Below are 19,372 nucleotides of genomic sequence, written 5' to 3'. Positions count from 1 at the left end.
AGTTTGAGATATATATTTTATATAGCCATTAAATATTTTGCAGCTTTAAGAAAGCAAAACTTAGTCAATTTAATTACTATAATTTCTATGAGCGGAGTGATGTTTGGTACAATGGCGATGATTGTTGTTTTGTCTGTTTTTAATGGCTTTGATCAATTGGTCCAAAATTTGTTTAAAAATATTGACTCAGATTTTCAAGTTGAATTAAAAGAAGGGCATTTGTTTAATATAGATGATACAATATTGTATAAAATACAGTCTATAAATGGTGTTAATTCTATTTCTAAGGTTTTAGAGCATAAAATGCTAGCAAAATATAAGGATTATCAATCTGTTGTTGGTGTAAAAGGCGTAGATGAAAATTTTTTAAAAGTAAATAAAATTAATGATGAAATTTTTATTGGTAAATACTTCTCTGAGCAAGATAAATTTGTAATTGTTACAAACTCTGTTTTTAATATGCTATCCTTAAAGCTATTAGACTTTGAAAACCCTTTACAATTGTCATTTTTTAAATCAAACAATAATTTATTGACGATGAATAATATTGTTACTAATTCTTTTTATTTGTCAGGAGTTTTTAGTGGGCAAGCTAAATTAGGTAGTGGTGATATCATTTTAGGATTAAAAGATCTTCAAAAATTTACGGAAAATGAAAATAAAATTTCAGCATTAAATATTAGCATAAAAAATAAACATTATGATAGTATTCAAAAAAAACTACAAATAGTTTTAGGTGAAAGATTTATTGTAAAAAATAGATTTGAACAAAGACCCTTTGTAAATAAAATGATTAAATCAGAAAAATTAATTGTATATATTATTTTCAGTTTTATATTAATAGTTTCTATGCTTAGTCTAGTTGCTAGTTTAATTGTTTTATTAATGCAAAAACAAAGAGATATTCAAATACTTTTTTCGTTTGGATTTAGAATTCAAAATGTAAAAAAAATTTTCTTAACTGTTGGATTTATGATTACAACTTGTGGATTAATTGCCGGGACTACATTAGGCTTAATTTTTTGTTTTTTACAAGACAAGTTTCATATAGTAAAACTAAGTTCTTTAAATAATATTACTCTCAATTATTATCCAATTAAAGTTCATTTAGATGACATAATATCTATACAGCTAATTGTTATTTTTCTTGGATTGGTTACTACATATTTTGTTACATTTAATAGTCGATTTTATAAAATTTAATAATTTTTATAAATCTCTTTTATTTCATTTATTTTATTTAAAACTTCGTTGTACTCATTAAGTTGTACTAATTCAGATCGGTAGTTTTTAATTTTAGGTAAATCTTTGAAGTAATTAGAATAATGTCTTCGCATTTCTAGTATTCCAAGTTTTTCTCCTTTCCATTCAATTGACCACTTTAAGTGATTTAATACCATTTCAATTTTATCCTTCATTTTCGGTTCCTCAATTATTTTCCCAGAATTTAAGTATTCTTTAATCTTTAGAAAAATCCACGGATTTCCAATTGCAGCTCTTCCGATCATAATTCCATCTACATTATATTTTTCTTTCTTTTTTTTAGCAGTTTCAGGGCACGTAACATCTCCGTTCCCAAATACAGGAATTTTTATTCTGGGATTATTTTTCACCTCTCTTATTAATTCCCAGTTAGCTTCTCCTTTATACATTTGTTTTCTAGTACGTCCATGAATTGAAATAGCTTGTATACCAATATCTTGTAATCTTTCAGCAACTTCTACAATATATTTACTTTTTTCATCCCAACCCAATCTCGTTTTTACTGTTACAGGTAGTTTAGTTGATTTTACAATTTCAGATGTCATCTTAACCATTTTAGGAATATCTTGTAGAATAGCTGCTCCACCTCCCTTGCAAGTAACCTTTTTTACAGGACAGCCGTAGTTAATATCAATTATATCAGGTTGAACACTGGTAGCAATTCTAGTTGCTTCCTTCATAGAATCAATATTATTTCCAAAAATTTGAATACCAATAGGCCTTTCAAATTCGAAAATATCAAGCTTTTGTATACTTTTTGATGCCTGTCTTATTAAACCTTCAGAAGAAACAAACTCTGTGTACATAATATCTGCACCACCTTCTTTGCAAAGTTTTCGAAATGGAGGATCACTGACATCTTCCATTGGAGCTAATAGTAGAGGAAATTCGCCGACTTCTAAATCTCCAATTTTAACCATTAATGATTTATTTTATTTCTTTACGAGTAGAATAATTAATTTTATAAGCTTGCGCTTTTCTTAGCTCTTCTTTTATGTCGGATATTATACCCATTTTAACATCCACATCAGCTTTAATCGATGTAGTAAGTAAAGGAATTTCTTCTTCCGCTCGACTTTCTCTTTCAGCTGCAATAAATGCCTGTATATCACCTACATTTGAATAAGAATCATTAAGTTGGATTTTAGCTTTTGTTCCAAATTGGTTTTTTCTATTAAGCCCTCTAGGTGCTCCTATATATATGTAGGATACTAGGGATTTTCTTTCAAGTTTTTTTACTTCAGTTGCTTGAGGAAGAGTGTTGTCAACTAACATTTCTGTTTCCCGCATCACAGTAGTTACCATAAAAAAGAATAATAACATAAATACTATATCAGGCAAAGATGCAGTAGAAATTGGTGGGGTACCACCCTTTTGATTTTTTTTAAATTTAGACATGATTGATTGATTAAAATTCTCCTGGAGGTGCTTCAGATATTTTCATCGGATACATTTTTCTAATTTCCTTTTGTTTATCTTTAGGTAACTCCGTATAATTTTGGTTATACTTATTTATGGCAGCTTCGTTTCTTAGCTCATTGTATGCAGCAGTAAGTTCATTTTGAACTGCAATATACATTTCGTAAGATGTACCTCTACTGTTGACAAGAGATATAATAGCTTTTTCAGGGCTATCTGATAAAGAAGGATCTTTACCGTTATTATTAATAAAATCTCTAGCTCCTTCCCTTAGTGCTTCGATTTTCATTTCATTTTCTTCTACTAGTAATTTGTCTTTTTTATTTACGTACACCTCGTAGATATTTCGAGCATTACCTTGCATATCTTCAGGTTCCTGTTCTTCAGCTGTAGGAGGAAGTTTTCGAGCTATACCTGTATCTACATCCATTGTCGTAGTTACTAGAAAAAATATTAACAGCAGAAAAGCAATATCTGCCATAGAGCCCGCATTAATTTCAGGTGTAGGTCTGTTACTTCTTGCCATTTTTAAATAATTTATGTAGAAGTTCACTATATATGACTGTTCCAAAAGCAATTAAAGCTAGCATATAAAAAGTGATTAAACATCCCCCAACAAATTTGGAAAGACCTGTTGAAATCAGATCTCCGTTACTATTTGTATAATTTGGAAGAACTTCGTTAGATGCAATTAATAATGAAAAACCTAAAATAAATAGTATTGATAATAGAGGCATTATCATTTTTTTTATTTTTTGCGGATTATTTTTTATTTGTAAAACGGGTGAAACAATGCAGGCAATTATAGCTACACTAATCATTAAATATGTTAAAATAAGTCCAAAATCAGTCATGATAATATAAATTTATTTATTATTCGCTAAAATATCTATTAATGCAATTGAAGCATCTTCCATTTTGTTAACAATGTCATCAATTTTAGACACTATATAATTGTAAAATACTTGTAAGATTATAGCCACAATAAGACCAAAAACAGTTGTTAAAAGTGCTACCTTGATTCCTCCAGCAACTAATGATGGTGATATATCTCCTGCTGCCTCTATCGCGTCAAATGCACCAATCATTCCAATAACTGTACCCATGAAGCCAAGCATTGGTGCTAATGCAATAAACAATGAAATCCATGTAGTTCCTCTTTCCAGCAGTCCCATTTGCACAGACCCATAAGCAATTATTGATTTTTCAACCGCATCTATTCCCTTATTAGATCTTTCTAATCCTTGATAGAAAATACTAGCAACAGGACCTCTAGTTTTTTTACAGATTTCTTTTGCATCTTCAACTCCTCCCTTGTTTTTTAGAGCATTTTCAATAGACGTTAATAGTTCTTCGTTATTAGCGGAACCTGCAGCATGTAAATACAGAATTCTCTCAATACATAAAGCTAGGCCTAAAATCAATGTGAGTAATACAATTCCCATGAATCCAGCACCTCCCTCTATAAATTTAGTTTTTAAAATTTGGTGAAAAGACGGTGAGCTTTGCTCAATTTTTTCGTCATCATTTGAGTTTAATTCTATATCGTTACTGTTGTTTTCTAAAGAGCTATTAGTATCAATTTGAGTAATAGAGTCAGTATCTTCCGTAAATGTTGTGTCGTTAGATGTGTCTTGTGCAAAGTTGAATTGACAAAATAATAAGGAAGTAATTATAAAGAAAAGGAATCTTTGATTCATTGTATTAGTTTTTAGTTAATTTTATTTCTATCTAGTATGTGATTGTAACTTCAGTGCTTGCGGAGAGAAAGGGATTCGAACCCCCGATATGTTGTCCATATACACGCTTTCCAAGCGTGCGCCTTAAGCCACTCGGCCACCTCTCCTAGCTACTTGTAGTTTTACCACTCGCAACGAAATTACAAAAAAAACACAAACAATAGTCAATTTATAAACCATATATTACAATTAGCAATTATTTAAAATCAGTTATTATTTAATAAAAAAAAATTTTATTGGTATTGTGACTTGTTATTAGTGCAACTTCTTCAATTGTGGTGTTTTTTATTTCAGCAATTTGATTCGCAATTATTGAAAGATACTTTGGTTCATTTCTTTGGCCTCTAAATGGGTGAGGAGCTAGATAAGGTGCATCGGTTTCCAGCACTATGTGTTTAAGGTCTATTTTTTTTAATACATTTTTTAAATCAGAGTTTTTAAATGTTACAACCCCTCCAATGCCCAAATAAAATCCCAAATCAATAATTTTTTTAGCCTCCTCATATGTCCCCGAAAAGCAGTGAAAAATGCCAGTCATTTGTGAAGACTTTTCATTTTTTAAAATTTGAAATACTTCATTAAATGAATTCCTAGAATGTATTACAATAGGTAGGTTATGTTTTTTTCCCCAATTTATTTGAAGTTTAAAGGCATGTTTTTGTTGTTCCAAAAATGACTTGTCCCAGTGTAGGTCAATACCAATTTCTCCAATTGCAATAAAATCATTTCCATCAATAAAATTATAAATAAAGTCTAGTTCGGACAGGTAATTTTCTTTAACACTAACTGGATGTAAACCAATCATTGGATATAGATGCTTGTTTAATTTACAAATTGACAGAAGTTTTGGTAATGAATTCTTGTCAATGTTGGGAAGGAGGAAACGATTTATTTTATTTTTTTTTGCGTCATTAAGAACTTTATTAAAGTCATTGTCAAAATCGGACAAATAAAGATGTATATGAGAATCGGTTAACATATCTTGTTAAAATTAAAATTTTATTTTAACCAATACTCATCTTTTTATATTATATTTTGTTTTATGAAAAAAATATTAATCATAAGATTTAGTTCGTTAGGAGATATTGTATTGACTTCGCCAATTTTAAGATGCCTAAAAACACAGTCTATGGTGGAGTTACATTTTTTAACAAAAAAGAGTAACAGTGTGGTTTTGTTAAATAATCCATATATAGATAAATTAATTTTTTTAAAAGAACTACAATCAACTATTTATGACTTAAAGATAGAAAATTATGATCTAATTATTGATTTACATAATAATCTCCGTTCTTTTTGGATTAAATTAAATTTGCGAGTAAAAAATATTACATATAGCAAGAAAAGATTAAAAAGATTTTTCTTCATTAACTTCGGAGTTCGTTTACTTAAAGAGCATGTTGTTGATATGTATTTTGGTGTTGTAAATAAATTAGGAGTAGTTAATGATAAAAAAGGCTTAGATTATTTTTTACCTGAAAATATTCAATTAGAATTTAATACAGAACAAGATTTTATTTGTTGGAGTATTGGAGGAAGTTATGAATCAAAAAAACTTTCAACATCTCAAGTCGTTAATGTATGTAACACAATTTCTAGAAAAATTGTTTTAATTGGTGGAGAAAATGAATTGCAAATGGGTCAAGATATTGTTGATCAAACAACTAATACTGAAGTTATAAGTTTTTGCGGGTTAATTTCTGTAGATCAATCTGCTNTTCTTATTAAAAAAAGTCGCNTTGTTCTTACTAATGACACAGGTATGATGCATATAGCTGCTGCATTAAACAAACATATAATATCCTTTTGGGGCTGTACTAAACCAGCACTAGGTTTTTGGCCTTATTTAACAAGACCGGAACCAGTTAATATAGTTTATATGAAGAAACACAGGCCATGTTCAAAACATGGTAAGTCTTGTAGATGGACTAAGGGCGGTTGTGTTAAAAAAATAAATCCTGTATTAATTATGAATGAAATTGATAAAATTATAAAATTGACCTAATTTTTATTTAAAATCCAAGCACTTGATAGTTGTGTTTTCACGTCACTTAAAATAACCTTAGCTTCTTCCTCAGTAAAAAAACTATCTACAGAAACTCTAACNAGTCCATTTTCATTTTTTTCTATTGTTTGTGAATTTTCAAATCCTCGTTTTTTTAACTGTTTACAAAGTGCTTGAGCATTTTTTAAATCAGAGAAACTACCTACAATAATGTGGAAAGGTTTTTTTCTTACTTGTAGATTTTCGGATGATGATACATTGATATTATTTTCAATTGTTTTGTTTTCAGGAGTACTAAGACTGTGAATGGCATTTATAAATCTCTTACCTACATTTTTATCTAATTCAATTTCTTCATTTTGTGTGTCTAATTCTTCCTCAGGATTACTGTTAGCAATGACATATGGATCTATGTATGTCTCTTCTAATACAAGTGTTGCTTCTTTCATCCGACCTCTCTTAGTTAGTACCATGACNTTATCAGATTTAGATACTAGCTCATTATAGACTTCAGTAATTTTGTAGCAGTCATCATATTCTGTTTCAGCAACATTCAAAAAACATACTTGTCTTTGCGTTCTGTCTTTTTCATCTATCCAAATTTTTATTTGAACGTCTCTTCCAAAGCCCAATTTGAAGCACTTTTTTGTTGAAATATGATAATTAGTACCGTTAATTTTATATAAGTCAAAATCCACTTGGGAAACTTGCACATTATATATTCCAGGAGTTTCTTTAGCTATAATATCTTGGTTGCTATCTGAAGATCTGGGTTGATAATTGTTATTTTTGATTGGATTTAGGTTGAATACTGAAAGATTATCGACAGGATTATTGCTTAATGAAAAGATTGAAAGACATACAAGAATTAATATAGCTGCAGCGGATGCGATATTAAGATTAGTTTTTTGAGATGAATTATTTAATTTCGAAATTTGGAAGCTTGTTAAGCCATATGAGTTGTTATTAAAGTTGAATGATGAATTGGGTAGAAACTCAATATTACCTGATTCATTCTCAAACAATTTTCCTANATTTTTAAAGTTTATAGACTCTTGTCTTTTTAATTTAAGTTTTGTTTTTCGACTAAATTTTAATATTTCGACACATGCTTCATTATATCCTATACCCTCAAGGTTCATCAAATGATTAGCCAATAAACCATCATTTTTAATTAGTTTGCTATTAAAAGAAACAGATTTAGATGGGGGGTAAATAGTGTGGTTTATTTCGTTTATATATGCTGGTTGGTAATTGAGGACAAACCCACCTAAACCAGTAATAATTACACAGTCATTATGTTTTAGAAGTTCAAATATGTGTAGTTCAATGGGCTTTTTCATTTAAAAATTTATGTTACTCTAAATATAAAGAATAAAATCTCTTATTTGATTATTTTTTTAAAACTTTTTTTACATCTTCTTGTGTATTAATTGAGACTATATTCTCTCTTATAGGTGAACAATGGACTTTATAGTTGTTTTTTAACCATCTAAGTTGCTCTAGGGATTCTTTTTTTTCAATTTTTACTTCTTTGAGTTTTGATAACTTAAGTAGCGTCTTTTTTTTATATGCATATATACCTATATGTTTATATAGTTTTTCTTTTGGTTTAAAATTTTGTAGCAATCTTGAAAATTTATTTGCTATGAAATTCTTATCAACACTTACTTTTACAGTGTTAGGATTATTAAGTTCCTCTTTTTTAATTGGTGACATTAATGTTGCTATTTGCACATCGCTATTCATTTGTTGAATAATTTTTTTAAAATGCTTCACTTCTAGAAAAGGTTCATCACATTGAATATTAATTACAAGGTCATCATTTTCGATATTCTTACTCAATTTTTGAACTACATCAATACATCTTTCTGTACCATTTTTATTTTCTTTGCTTGTCATAATTACTTCAGCATTAAAATTTTGAGCAGTATCCTGAATTAATTTAGAGTCTGTTGCAATATAGATTCGGTTAAATAATGATGAATTTTTAACNGCTTCATATGTGTGCTGTAATAATGGCTTATTATTAAATTTTAGTAAGGCTTTATTAACAAGTCTTGTAGATTGAAGCCTTGCGGGAATTATGCCAATGGTTTTCATATCTATATTTTTGCACTAATTTTTAAAGTATATGCTCTAGGGGGACCTAAATCTGCAGGTCTCGTTTGATATTCTCGATTTAAAAGGTTATCTATGATAAATGATAGTGTTACATTCTCGCTGAGGTGAATACCAAACCTGTAGTCTAAAATTAAGTCACCATCAAGCATTCTGTCTCTTGAATCAAGAACGCCAAGGTTTATAATTTGATCGATACCTACATCAATTCCACCATCATTGAAGGCTGAACTTCCAAAAACTAAGTCCATATTTTTCATCATACTGTTGTATCTTGTACTAAGACCGGTCATGAACATTCCATAATCTAAATTTATATCAAATTTGAATATATTCTCATGACGATATTTAAGAATATTACCGTCTGTATAATAACTTGACTCAATATAGTTGATGGTATTTCCGTCTTGAAGTCCTCCAACATATTCATAATAATCTTCTTCGGGATTTAAAATAACAGGGTTAACCTTGGTGTAGCTAGCTAATAAACTTACATCTACATTACCGATTTTTCCTTCACCCATTGCNGATATTTCAAATCCTGTAATTCTAGTTTCACCAATATTGATGCATTTAAAACCAAATCCGTATAAATTATCATCAAATTCGTCAGGGGTTACACTACCGTCACTGTTAGAGTCAACGCCCATTGGACCCCAGCCTCCAAAGGTAAATTCTATCATGTCATCATAATACATTACAAATCCTGCTACGTCTAACATCCCCTTCCATTCCCCAATTTTCAATAATTGTTTAATGCCTATTTCCGAACTCCACCCAGATTCTGCATTTAGGTCTGGATTAGGATATACATACACAGGATCAAAATCAGTTTTAACAAATAGTTCCATAATTGTAGGATATCGGTAACCTTGACCAAACGAAGTCCTTACAAATGTAGCATCAAATAGTTGATAATTTAATCCACTTCTAATTACAGGAACTAATTGGTGATCATTTTGAAAGATTAAATGTTCTAGTCTAACACCAAGTGAAAGGTTTAGTTTTTGATATTTAGCATCAATTTGAGAATATCCACTGTAATTGAATAATTGTTTAATTTTNGATGTACCTCCTTCTCCATAGATTTCATCATAATTNCCTTTGATATAATTTGATGAAAANCCTGTTGTAGAAACGANTTTTGTTTNATTTTCTAAATCAAATGTTTTTTGAAATTGATACTCTTGGAAAAATACNTTAGAATATCCTATTTCATCATTNTGAGGTTGGTAGTCATCTCTAAAAAAACGTGACTTATAGGAGTGTTGCGTTTTGTTATTAGAATTAATATATTTTATAAACGGATCGATATTAAACATCATTTGGTTAAATCTAACAGGCTTATCTCCGTCAGGGACACCTATGGGTGTNTAACCTACAGAATCATGTTGAAAAATCAANGATTCATAGGTGTCAGAAAAAACTAAGTTTCCATTAAGACCGTATGATAGTCCTTTGATGTTTTTTGAGTTGTGATTCACATTAAAATTAAACCGGCCTCTTTTTTCACTTACTGGTATTTCTTCGCCATATCTGTGATGAGTTGTATCGGTAACATAACCGCCTTTAAAACCATCATTAGCATAGACATTTCCACCAAAAACAATTCCAGTATTTATTTTTTTTTCTGCATAATTAAATGACATTCCATGAAATCGTCTTTTGTCATTACCCCACCAATTGAGTCCTTCTCTTTTCGGGTTATCATATTGTCCAGAAAATAATGAAACTTTTGTTTCAGGTTGGCCTTTTGGGTAAGATGTTCTTACATTTATTACTCCGTTCATTGCAGATGAACCAAATAATACAGATGATGCCCCTTTGATTACTTCAATCTGAGAGATATTTTCCATTGGTATCATATTCCATTGCACAGTTCCTCTGTCACCACTTAAAATGGGCATATCATCAATCATAACTAAAACTCTACTTCCTGTATTATAACTCCATCCACTTCCTCCTCTTATATTTGCTTGACCATCAACAACTTGCACTCCAGGGCTTTGGTTCATTAGTATTTCTAAATCGGTAGTGTTTTTATTTTCAATTAGTGAAGGTTTAATCACGTCCATAGATACTGTTACTTCTTCAAGTTTTTGTTCAAATTTTCCGGCAGATACAACCACTAAATCTAGCTCTTGTGAAATATTTTTTAAATAAATATTCTGATTAAGAATTTCATCTGGCTTTATAAAAATATCTAGAGTAAATGTTTTATAACCCATATATTGAAAACTAATAGAATTTGTGCCTGGTTGTAAGTTTATATTATACTTACCATCACTATTACTAGTAGAGCCTTGATTATTACCAAATAATATATTTACTCCAATTAACGGTGAATTGTCAATTTCATCAAATATCAAACCTTTAAGTGTACTTGTTTGAGAAAATCCTAGAAAGCTAATTAAAGTTAATAAGCTTAACAGGGGGAATCTTATTTTCATAATAAATTAGATTTTCGTAAATATAGTCATATTTTAAACTTTTGTAATTTACATTAATTTTTTCAAAAATATAATTAGATTTGTTTCAGATAATTTAGTGTAAAATGTAATTATGTCAGAAATAAAAGACTTTATAAAATCTGTAAGACTAAAAAATAGTAATGAGCCTGAATTTATTCAAGCCGTTGAAGAGTTTTCACACTCTATCATTCCTTTTTTAAAGAACAATAAAAAGTATCAAGGAAATAATTTGTTAAATAGAATTATTGAGCCAGAGCGTGTAATTATATTTAGAGTGCCATGGGTTGATGACAATGGTGTAGTTCAAGTCAATAGAGGTTACAGAGTAGAATTTAATTCGGCTATTGGCCCTTACAAGGGCGGACTAAGATTTCACCCAAGTGTTAATTTATCAATTCTTAAATTTTTAGGATTTGAACAAATATTTAAAAATGCTTTAACAGGTTTGCCTATGGGAGGTGGTAAAGGAGGTTCCGATTTTAATCCAAAAGGAAAGACTGACAATGAAGTAATGAAGTTTTGTCAATCCTTCATGTTGGAACTTTCTCGTCATATAGGTCCAAATACGGATATTCCGGCAGGTGATATCGGGGTTGGTGCTAGAGAAATAGGTTACATGTTTGGACAGTATAAAAGAATCAAAAACGAATTTACTGGAGTTTTGACAGGTAAGTCATTTAATTGGGGAGGATCATTAATTAGACCTGAAGCAACAGGCTATGGAGTTGTATATTTTTTAGATGAAATGTTAAATGTTAAAAATGAATCCATTGCAAATAAAAAAGTTGTGATTTCAGGTTCAGGAAACGTTGCTCAGTATGCTTGTCAAAAAATTATTGAATTAGGTGGAAAGGTTATAACATTGTCTGATTCATCCGGTTACATTTTAGATCCAGATGGATTAGATAAAGAAAAATTAAAATATGTTTTTGACTTAAAGAATGTAAGAAGGGGAAGAATTTCTGAATATGCACAAAAGTATGATTGCACATTTGTTTCTAAGGAAACACCATGGCGTGTTAAGTGCGATATTGCGTTGCCATGTGCTACTCAAAATGAATTAAATGAACAAGATGCTAAGATTTTAGTGCAAAATAATTGTATTGCTGTATGTGAAGGAGCTAATATGCCGTGTACTATTGGTGCAGTTAATTATTTTATCTCTAACAATGTTTTATTTGCTCCTGGAAAAGCTTCTAATGCAGGAGGTGTTGCCGTTTCAGGTTTAGAAATGTCACAGAATTCCCTAAGAATTAATTGGACAAGGGAAGAGGTTGATGATAAATTAAAAAATATCATGAAGCAAATTCACAACTCATGCATGCAATATGGACAAGATACTTCAAATATCAATTATGTAAAAGGATCCAACATTTCATCATTTATTAAAATTGCAGACTCCATGTTAGACCAAGGGGTTGTTTAGTTATATTATGAAAAACGAATTAAAGTCTTTATTAAATCGTCAAATCTCAGAAGCCAAAAGTCAGGGTTTATATAAGTCTGAGAGGATAATTGATTCTAGTCAATCGGCTTTGATTGAGGTTGGAGGTAAACAAGTTTTGAATTTATGTTCAAACAATTATTTAGGCCTTTCTTCACATCCAGAGATTGTTGCTGCTGCAAAATCTACATTGGATACTCATGGTTTTGGCATGTCCTCTGTAAGATTTATTTGCGGCACACAAGATATTCACAAAAAGCTTGAAGTTGTTATTTCAGAGTTTTTACATAAAGATGATACAATTTTATATGCTGCTGCATTTGATGCAAATGGCGGACTTTTTGAGCCTCTTTTAAATGATGAGGATGCAATTATTTCTGATCAATTAAATCATGCTTCTATAATTGACGGTATTAGACTATGTAAGGCTAAAAGATTTAGATATAGAAACTCTGATATGATTGATTTAAATGCTAAACTTCATGAATCAAAAGACAGTAGATTAAGATTAATTGCTACGGACGGGGTTTTTTCAATGGATGGGTCAATAGCCAAATTAGACAAAATTTGTGATTTAGCTGATAAACATGATGCTTTAGTTATGGTTGACGATTGTCATGCTACTGGATTTATTGGAAAATCGGGCAGAGGTTCTGCAGAGCATCATAACGTTTTAAAAAGAGTCGACATAATAACAGGTACACTAGGCAAGGCTATGGGTGGCGCTATGGGTGGATTTACTAGTGCAAGTGCAGAAATAATAGACATATTGAGGCAAAAATCAAGACCATATTTATTTTCTAATTCATTAGCACCATCTATTGTTGGCGCAGGAATTAAAGCATTTGAGTTATTAAATTCTTCCAATGATTTAAGAGAAAAACTTCAAAAAAATACAGCTTACTTTAGATCTGAAATAGTGAAAATGGGGTTTGATGTTTTACCTGGAATTCATCCAATTGTCCCAATTATGCTGTATGATGCAAAAATTTCACAAATTTTTTCACAAAAATTATTAGAAAAAGGCATTTATGTAATTGGCTTTTTTTACCCAGTAGTTCCACAAAAAATGGCTAGAATTAGAGTTCAAATATCAGCTGCGCATTCTAAAAAACAAATTAATAACGCTTTAGATGCATTTTTATCTGTTGGCAAAGAATTAAAAATTATTTCATAATAATCCAGTAAAAAAAAAACCCACATTATTGATTGTAAAGCAAAAAATGTTATTTTTGCACTCCCTTTTATGTTGTTTAGTTTGTTAGGCAGATAAATGGGTTAAGTTATAAACGTTATATGTGTGATGGTTAAGTATAAAAATAAATATGTTACAAACTCAGTAAAACCAGTCGATGTGAAAAAAGAATGGTTACTGATAGATGCTAGTGGTGCTTTGCTAGGGAGAATGGCTTCAAAAATAGCTAAAATTATAAGAGGCAAACACAAAGCAAATTATACTCCCCACATGGATTGTGGAGATAACGTAGTTGTAATTAATGCCGATAAAATAAAATTATCGGGCAACAAGTGGGATCAAAAAGAATATGTTCGTCATACAGGCTACCCAGGTGGACGAAGAGTGACATTAGCTAAAGATTTATTAGAAAAACATCCTACTAGATTAGTTGAAAAGGCTGTCAAGGGGATGTTGCCTAAGACCAAATTAGGCAGAGCAATTAATAAAAACTTATATGTTTACGCTGGAGAAAGCCACAAGCAAACAGCACAAAACCCCAAATTATTAAATTTAGATGATATAAAGTAATATGGATAAAATTCATGCAATAGGAAGAAGAAAGCACTCGATTGCTAGAGTATATTTAAAGTCTGGAAAGGGAGCAATCAAAATAAATAATAAGGATTATAAGGATTATTTTCCTACAACTTTACTGCAATATAAAATTGAGCAATCACAAAACGTAGTTTCTAGTTCTAAAGACTTTGATATTCAAGTTAATGTAATTGGAGGTGGATTGACTGGACAAGCTGAAGCTACCCGTCTTGGAATTGCACGTGCATTAGTTATTCTAAATGCAGACAATAAGTCAAATTTAAGAAAAGAAGGGTTGATTACACGTGATCCAAGAATGGTAGAGCGTAAGAAGCCTGGACAAAGAAAAGCAAGAAAGAAAACACAATTTTCAAAAAGATAATTATCATATTATGATTGTAGATGTAAAAAAATTATTGGATGCCGGTGTACACTTTGGACACTTAACAAGAAAAAGACATCCCAATATGTCTCCATATATTTTTATGGAAAAAGATGGTACACATATATTGGATTTAAATCAAACCGTCAATAAATTAAATGAAAGCTTACAAGCTTTAAAAAAAATAACAAAAACAGGCCGAAGAATTTTATTTGTTGCTACTAAAAAACAAGCAAAAGATATATTAATTAAGCATATCAAGCCTTTAAAAATGCCATACATAACTGAAAGATGGCCTGGTGGAATGCTGACCAATTTTGTTACAATTAGGAAAGCAGTTAAGAAAATGTCGGCTATTGACAAAATGAAAGAGGATGGTACAATTTCGACTTTATCAAAGAGAGAAAGACTACAATTAGATAGAAAAAGAGCTAAGTTAGAAAAAGACTTAGGAAGTATATCTGATATGAATAGATTACCAGGAGCAATTTTTATCGTCGATATTGTAAAAGAAAAAATTGCTGTTTTAGAGGCCATTAAATTAGGAATACCAACATTTGCTATGGTAGATACTAATTCAGATCCGAGTTTGGTAGATTTTCCAATTCCTTCAAATGATGATGCATCTAAAAGTATTGATATAATTTTGTCGTGTGTTGCAACGACCATTAAAGAAGCTTTAGATGAACGTGAGACTGAAAAGAAATCAAAAGTAAGTGATTCAGATTCAAAAAAAACTAAAAAATCTTAATTTAATTTATAGAAACATGACAAAGATAACTGCTTCAGAAGTAAATAAACTGAGACAACAGACTGGTGCTGGTATGATGGACTGTAAAAAGGCGTTAGTCGAGAGCAACGGAGATTTTGAAAAAGCAATTGACGTTTTGAGAAAAAAAGGACAAAAGGTTGCAGCTAAAAGAGCTGATCGAGCAACAACTGAGGGAGCTGTTCTTGCCATGACATCTGCTAATAATCATTTAGGAGTCATTTTGTGCTTAAATTGTGAAACAGATTTTGTAGCAAAAAATGAAAACTTTATCAACTTGGCTAAAAATTTACTATCTCTTGCGTTAGACAATAATATAAATGACTTAGATTCATTAAAATCTTTGGACTTTGATGGAAACATGTCTGTAGGTGAAAAATTAGTTGAGCAAACTGGCGTAATTGGTGAAAAAATTGAGTTGAGTAATTATCATGCTGTTTCTTCAGATTTTGTTACTGCATATATTCACCCAGGAAATAAATTAGCTTCTTTAGTTGCCTTTAATATGTCTTCTACTGACGGCATACAAGATATTGGCAAGAATATTGCTATGCAAATTGCAGCCATGAATCCGGTTGGTCTTGGTGAAGATGATATAACACAAGATGTTATTGATAAGGAAATTGAGATAGGAAAAGATCTGGCTCGTCAAGAAGGGAAACCAGAAGAAATGCTTGAGAAAATTGCAAAAGGACGTTTAAAAAAGTTCTTTAAAGAAAATACATTAATCAATCAAGCTTATATAAAAGACTCAAAAAAAACTGTTATGCAATATTTGCAGGATGCAAATTCGGATTTATGTATTACTGCTTTTAAAAGAGTTAGTTTGGGGTAACCAAAAAAAGAAGAATTAATTCTTCTTTTTTTTTGCAAAATTTTTAAATAATGTACAAAAGAATTCTATTGAAACTAAGTGGAGAGTCCCTTGCTGGAAAGTCTAGTTCGGGTATTTCTAATAAAAAGTTGATTGAATATGCAACGGAAATAGAATCTGTTGTTAAAAAAGGTGTAGAAGTTGCTGTAGTTGTGGGAGGTGGAAATATTTTCAGAGGAGGTGATGGTATGGCTATCGAAAGAGTACAAGGAGATCATATGGGTATGCTAGCTACTGTAATTAATGGTTTAGCACTACAGTCTGCATTAGAAAATAATAGTATTAAAACAAGATTAATGACAGCTGTTAAAATTGATGAAATTGCGGAGCCATTTATTAGACGAAGGGCAATTAGGCATTTAGAAAAAGGTAGAGTAGTTATTTTTGGAGCGGGAACGGGTAACCCATATTTTACAACTGATACAGCTGCTGTCTTGCGTGCAATTGAGGTTAAGGCTAATGTAATCATAAAAGGAACTAGGGTTGATGGTGTTTTTTCTTCTGATCCTGAAGAAAATAAAAATGCTAAAAAATTTAGTAAAATATCTTTTGACGAAGTTTATAGCAAAAAATTATCCATTATGGATATGACCGCTTTTACATTGTGTCAAGAAAATAATTTACCTATTGATATATTTAATGTAAATAAAAAAGGAAATTTACTTAAATTAGTACAAGGTGAAGATATTGGTACTAGGGTACACTTATAAATAACTTAATATGGAAGAAAATATAAAATTAATTATGGACATGGCAACTGAAAACATGAATGAGTCCATTAATCATTTACAGTCTGAGTTATCAAAAATTAGAGCCGGTAGAGCTAATACATCTGTTTTAGAGGGAATTTTAATAGATTATTATGGTACCCCAACTCCTATTCATAATATGGCAAGTCTTAGTACCCCAGATGCCAGAACTATTGTTATTCAGCCTTGGGAAAAGCAACTAGTTAGTGAGATTATTAATGGAATTAATTCTTCTAATTTAGGATTTGTGGCGCAGGATACAGGTGAAAAAATAATTATTAATATTCCGATTTTAACAGAAGAAAGACGTAAAGAACTTGTTAGGCAAGCAAAAACAGAAATAGAAAATTGTAAAATAAGTATCCGAAATGTAAGACGCGATGCAAATGATGAGTTTAAAAAATTAAACAAGGATGGTCTCTCCGATGATCAGCTTCATCTGGCTGAAGAAAAAATACAAGTATTAACAAATACGAATGTTAGTAAAGTTGATGGTATTTTTGAAGCAAAGGAAAAAGATATCTTAACTGTCTGATAATATGAAGGGAATTCTTTTAGCTGGTGGTGCAGGAACACGTTTATACCCAATCACGATTCCAATTAGTAAACAAATAATCCCTGTTTATGATAAGCCGATGATTTATTATCCTTTGTCAACTTTAATTGCTTCGGGTATAAATGATATTTTGGTTATAACTACTAAAAAGGACATTGATTTGTTTAGGACATTATTAAAAGATGGATCACAGTGGGGTTGCAGTATTTCATATGCAGTTCAAAATAAGCCAAATGGAATTGCTGAATCGCTTATTATTGCTGAAGATTTTATTGGTTCTGACAATGTAGCTTTAATTCTAGGGGATAATATATTTTATTTTCCTTCTTTAAGCCATGTAATTAAAAATTCACTAAGCACCCAAGGTGCCACAATATTTGCATATCACGTTTCAGACCCATCAAGGTATGGAGTTGTTGAGTTTACATCTCAAAATGAAATAATTTCAATTGAAGAAAAACCTCAAATTCCTAAATCTAATTATGCAATTCCAGGGTTTTATTTTTTTGATAATAATGTCATTAAATATGCTAAAAATATTCAACCAAGTCACAGAGGAGAATTAGAGATAACGGATGTTATAAAACAATACTACCAGAATAACCTTCTGAAGGTAATTAAAATGGATAAAGGTACGGCTTGGCTTGATACAGGAACAGTTAGTTCTTTGATGGAAGCTAGTCAATTTGTTCATGTTCTAGAAAATCGTCAAGGTCTAAAAGTAGGCTGTGTTGAAGAACAGGCATACTTAATGAATTACATTACTGATTTGCAATTAGAAAGACTTTCTAAACAATTTAATAACGGGTACGGAAGTTATCTTAAGTCTTTATTAAATGCATAATTATTCAGATTCTTTTATAAAATTATCTTCGCTTTTAACTACTATGTTAGATGATATATTGATTAAAAAAGAACCAACTAGTTTATATAATCCAGTAAACTATTTATTAAAACAAAAAGGAAAAAACACACGCTCATTATTAACATTGCTGACAGCTAACTTTTGGAATATAAATATTAATAAAATAAAGCATCTTGTGTTAGCAATTGAGTCGTTACATAATTTTACTCTAATTCACGACGATGTGATGGATAATGCATTACTTAGAAGAGGAAATCCAACTATTAATTCTAAATGGTCTAATAATCAGGCTATATTATCAGGGGATGTTCTTATTATTCATGCGTATAAACATTTATTAAAATCTAATTTTAGTCAGGAGCTACTTAACTATTTTACTCAAACTTCAATTGAAATTTGTGAAGGTCAACAGTTGGATCTTGATTTACAAAAAACAAAAGATTTAAGTTTAAATCAGTACTATAAAATGATTTACCTAAAAACAGGTGTTTTAATTAAATTTGCATTGTCAGCCCCATGTTATTTGTCAGAAAAAAGCATTCACCATTTAAATGAAATTAATAGATTGGGCGATTCTTTAGGTACTTTATTTCAGATTCAAGACGATTATTTAGACTTATATGGTCAACAGTCGCAAACAGGTAAATTATTAGGCGGCGATATTTTTGAAAACAAAAAAACATTTTTATATGCTACAGCTCTAGATTCGTCTAATAAACATCAAAAAGAGGAGTTAATCAAAGTGTATCACTCCCAAGATGATGATAAATTAGAAAGGGTTTGTTCTATTTTTGATAATTTAAATGTTCGGAATATAGTTAACAATAAAATTAAGGGCTTAAGTTCTGATATTTTAGAAATAATAAGAAACTTGGATGTAGATGTCGAAAAAAAGAATCTCTTTTTAGAGTTTATTCATACGGTTCTAAATAGAAAGAAATAAT

Annotated in this window: 21 protein-coding genes and 1 tRNA gene; 12 read left to right on the top strand and 10 right to left on the bottom strand. The window is 30.4% G+C overall.

Translation table 11 applies throughout. The annotated features are described in order from the left end of the window. The first annotated feature begins 3 nt into the window (after window positions 1-3). A complete protein-coding gene (locus CBD51_001470; protein ID RPG60262.1) occupies window positions 4-1,203 on the top strand; it encodes an ABC transporter permease in 1,200 nt (399 codons plus the stop codon). On the opposite strand, the gene dusB is transcribed toward CBD51_001470, so the two are convergent. The 7 genes from dusB to CBD51_001435 all read right to left on the bottom strand — a co-directional run bounded on the left by dusB (window position 1,200) and on the right by CBD51_001435 (window position 5,400). After that, window positions 1,200-2,183, bottom strand: a complete 984-nt coding sequence (dusB, locus tag CBD51_001465; protein ID RPG60261.1) for a tRNA dihydrouridine synthase DusB — start codon at window positions 2,181-2,183, stop codon at window positions 1,200-1,202. The two genes, CBD51_001470 and dusB, sit on opposite strands and share 4 nt — an antisense overlap. Window positions 2,184-2,190: 7 nt before the next feature. Beyond that, window positions 2,191-2,661: a biopolymer transporter ExbD gene (locus CBD51_001460; protein RPG60260.1), complete on the bottom strand. Its 471-nt coding sequence runs from the start codon at window positions 2,659-2,661 to the stop codon at window positions 2,191-2,193. Window positions 2,662-2,671: 10 nt separating this feature from the next. Then, window positions 2,672-3,208 (bottom strand): biopolymer transporter ExbD, encoded by a 537-nt coding sequence (locus tag CBD51_001455; protein ID RPG60259.1) that lies wholly within the window; start codon window positions 3,206-3,208, stop codon window positions 2,672-2,674. After that, a complete protein-coding gene (locus CBD51_001450) occupies window positions 3,195-3,536 on the bottom strand; it encodes a hypothetical protein (GenBank protein RPG60258.1) in 342 nt (113 codons plus the stop codon). The genes CBD51_001455 and CBD51_001450 overlap by 14 nt, the downstream gene beginning before the upstream one ends. 12 nt (window positions 3,537-3,548) lie before the next feature. Further along, the gene (locus CBD51_001445; GenBank protein RPG60257.1) at window positions 3,549-4,382 is read right to left on the bottom strand and encodes a MotA/TolQ/ExbB proton channel family protein; all 834 of its coding nucleotides are present in this window, start codon (window positions 4,380-4,382) and stop codon (window positions 3,549-3,551) included. 57 nt (window positions 4,383-4,439) lie between these two features. After that, a tRNA-Ser gene (locus tag CBD51_001440) sits at window positions 4,440-4,528 on the bottom strand. A gap of 110 nt (window positions 4,529-4,638) precedes the next feature. Continuing rightward, on the bottom strand, window positions 4,639-5,400 hold the full coding sequence (locus CBD51_001435) for a TatD family deoxyribonuclease (protein RPG60256.1): 762 nt from the start codon (window positions 5,398-5,400) through the stop codon (window positions 4,639-4,641). A gap of 63 nt (window positions 5,401-5,463) precedes the next feature. On the opposite strand from CBD51_001435, the gene CBD51_001430 reads away from it, so the two are divergent. After that, complete coding sequence (locus CBD51_001430; GenBank protein RPG60255.1) at window positions 5,464-6,426, top strand: lipopolysaccharide heptosyltransferase family protein; 963 nt, start codon at window positions 5,464-5,466, stop codon at window positions 6,424-6,426. Here CBD51_001430 and CBD51_001425 read toward each other — a convergent pair. The 3 genes from CBD51_001425 to CBD51_001415 all read right to left on the bottom strand — a co-directional run bounded on the left by CBD51_001425 (window position 6,423) and on the right by CBD51_001415 (window position 10,997). Continuing rightward, on the bottom strand, window positions 6,423-7,769 hold the full coding sequence (locus CBD51_001425) for an SPOR domain-containing protein (GenBank protein ID RPG60254.1): 1,347 nt from the start codon (window positions 7,767-7,769) through the stop codon (window positions 6,423-6,425). The genes CBD51_001430 and CBD51_001425 overlap by 4 nt on opposite strands. Before the next feature lie 49 nt (window positions 7,770-7,818). After that, complete coding sequence (kdsB, locus tag CBD51_001420) at window positions 7,819-8,529, bottom strand: 3-deoxy-manno-octulosonate cytidylyltransferase (protein ID RPG60253.1); 711 nt, start codon at window positions 8,527-8,529, stop codon at window positions 7,819-7,821. A 2-nt stretch (window positions 8,530-8,531) separates the two neighbouring features. Continuing rightward, the gene (locus tag CBD51_001415; protein RPG60252.1) at window positions 8,532-10,997 is read right to left on the bottom strand and encodes a TonB-dependent receptor; all 2,466 of its coding nucleotides are present in this window, start codon (window positions 10,995-10,997) and stop codon (window positions 8,532-8,534) included. 109 nt (window positions 10,998-11,106) lie between these two features. Between CBD51_001415 and CBD51_001410 the strand changes: the two genes are divergently transcribed. From CBD51_001410 to CBD51_001365, 10 genes are all read left to right on the top strand, one after another. Next, window positions 11,107-12,444 (top strand): NADP-specific glutamate dehydrogenase, encoded by a 1,338-nt coding sequence (locus CBD51_001410; protein RPG60251.1) that lies wholly within the window; start codon window positions 11,107-11,109, stop codon window positions 12,442-12,444. A 7-nt stretch (window positions 12,445-12,451) separates the two neighbouring features. After that, the gene (gene kbl, locus CBD51_001405) at window positions 12,452-13,639 is read left to right on the top strand and encodes a glycine C-acetyltransferase (GenBank protein ID RPG60250.1); all 1,188 of its coding nucleotides are present in this window, start codon (window positions 12,452-12,454) and stop codon (window positions 13,637-13,639) included. A gap of 126 nt (window positions 13,640-13,765) precedes the next feature. Further along, on the top strand, window positions 13,766-14,227 hold the full coding sequence (locus tag CBD51_001400; GenBank protein RPG60249.1) for a 50S ribosomal protein L13: 462 nt from the start codon (window positions 13,766-13,768) through the stop codon (window positions 14,225-14,227). A 1-nt stretch (window position 14,228) separates the two neighbouring features. Next, window positions 14,229-14,615 (top strand): 30S ribosomal protein S9, encoded by a 387-nt coding sequence (locus CBD51_001395; protein RPG60248.1) that lies wholly within the window; start codon window positions 14,229-14,231, stop codon window positions 14,613-14,615. Window positions 14,616-14,622: 7 nt separating this feature from the next. Continuing rightward, window positions 14,623-15,366, top strand: a complete 744-nt coding sequence (gene rpsB, locus CBD51_001390; GenBank protein ID RPG60247.1) for a 30S ribosomal protein S2 — start codon at window positions 14,623-14,625, stop codon at window positions 15,364-15,366. Between the two features lie 16 nt (window positions 15,367-15,382). Continuing rightward, window positions 15,383-16,219, top strand: a complete 837-nt coding sequence (locus CBD51_001385; protein ID RPG60246.1) for an elongation factor Ts — start codon at window positions 15,383-15,385, stop codon at window positions 16,217-16,219. A gap of 47 nt (window positions 16,220-16,266) precedes the next feature. Next, window positions 16,267-16,968, top strand: a complete 702-nt coding sequence (locus tag CBD51_001380) for a UMP kinase (GenBank protein ID RPG60245.1) — start codon at window positions 16,267-16,269, stop codon at window positions 16,966-16,968. 10 nt (window positions 16,969-16,978) lie between these two features. Next, entirely contained in the window at window positions 16,979-17,542 is a 564-nt protein-coding gene (locus tag CBD51_001375) for a ribosome recycling factor (protein RPG60244.1), read from the top strand. A 4-nt stretch (window positions 17,543-17,546) separates the two neighbouring features. Further along, window positions 17,547-18,407 (top strand): glucose-1-phosphate thymidylyltransferase, encoded by an 861-nt coding sequence (gene rfbA / locus CBD51_001370; GenBank protein RPG60243.1) that lies wholly within the window; start codon window positions 17,547-17,549, stop codon window positions 18,405-18,407. Then, window positions 18,400-19,371, top strand: a complete 972-nt coding sequence (locus tag CBD51_001365) for a polyprenyl synthetase family protein (GenBank protein ID RPG60242.1) — start codon at window positions 18,400-18,402, stop codon at window positions 19,369-19,371. Before rfbA ends, CBD51_001365 begins: the two co-directional genes overlap by 8 nt. Window position 19,372: the final 1 nt, after the last annotated feature.

It is taken from the genome of Flavobacteriales bacterium TMED191 (genome assembly GCA_002171975.2).
Taxonomy (GTDB): Bacteria; Bacteroidota; Bacteroidia; order Flavobacteriales; family TMED113.
This window is presented reverse-complemented; position numbering and strand designations above follow the sequence as displayed.

What these genes read in the sequence shown, in the direction of transcription:
- CBD51_001400 (RPG60249.1), top strand. Translation starts at nt 13,766, where the DNA reads ATGGTTAAGTATAAAAATAAATATGTTACAAACTCAGTAAAACCAGTC.
- CBD51_001455 (RPG60259.1), bottom strand. Translation starts at nt 3,208, where the DNA reads ATGGCAAGAAGTAACAGACCTACACCTGAAATTAATGCGGGCTCTATG.
- CBD51_001365 (RPG60242.1), top strand. Translation starts at nt 18,400, where the DNA reads ATGCATAATTATTCAGATTCTTTTATAAAATTATCTTCGCTTTTAACT.
- dusB (RPG60261.1), bottom strand. Translation starts at nt 2,183, where the DNA reads ATGGTTAAAATTGGAGATTTAGAAGTCGGCGAATTTCCTCTACTATTA.
- CBD51_001445 (RPG60257.1), bottom strand. Translation starts at nt 4,382, where the DNA reads ATGAATCAAAGATTCCTTTTCTTTATAATTACTTCCTTATTATTTTGT.
- CBD51_001450 (RPG60258.1), bottom strand. Translation starts at nt 3,536, where the DNA reads ATGACTGATTTTGGACTTATTTTAACATATTTAATGATTAGTGTAGCT.
- CBD51_001375 (RPG60244.1), top strand. Translation starts at nt 16,979, where the DNA reads ATGGAAGAAAATATAAAATTAATTATGGACATGGCAACTGAAAACATG.
- CBD51_001395 (RPG60248.1), top strand. Translation starts at nt 14,229, where the DNA reads ATGGATAAAATTCATGCAATAGGAAGAAGAAAGCACTCGATTGCTAGA.
- CBD51_001460 (RPG60260.1), bottom strand. Translation starts at nt 2,661, where the DNA reads ATGTCTAAATTTAAAAAAAATCAAAAGGGTGGTACCCCACCAATTTCT.
- rfbA (RPG60243.1), top strand. Translation starts at nt 17,547, where the DNA reads ATGAAGGGAATTCTTTTAGCTGGTGGTGCAGGAACACGTTTATACCCA.
- CBD51_001435 (RPG60256.1), bottom strand. Translation starts at nt 5,400, where the DNA reads ATGTTAACCGATTCTCATATACATCTTTATTTGTCCGATTTTGACAAT.
- kbl (RPG60250.1), top strand. Translation starts at nt 12,452, where the DNA reads ATGAAAAACGAATTAAAGTCTTTATTAAATCGTCAAATCTCAGAAGCC.
- CBD51_001385 (RPG60246.1), top strand. Translation starts at nt 15,383, where the DNA reads ATGACAAAGATAACTGCTTCAGAAGTAAATAAACTGAGACAACAGACT.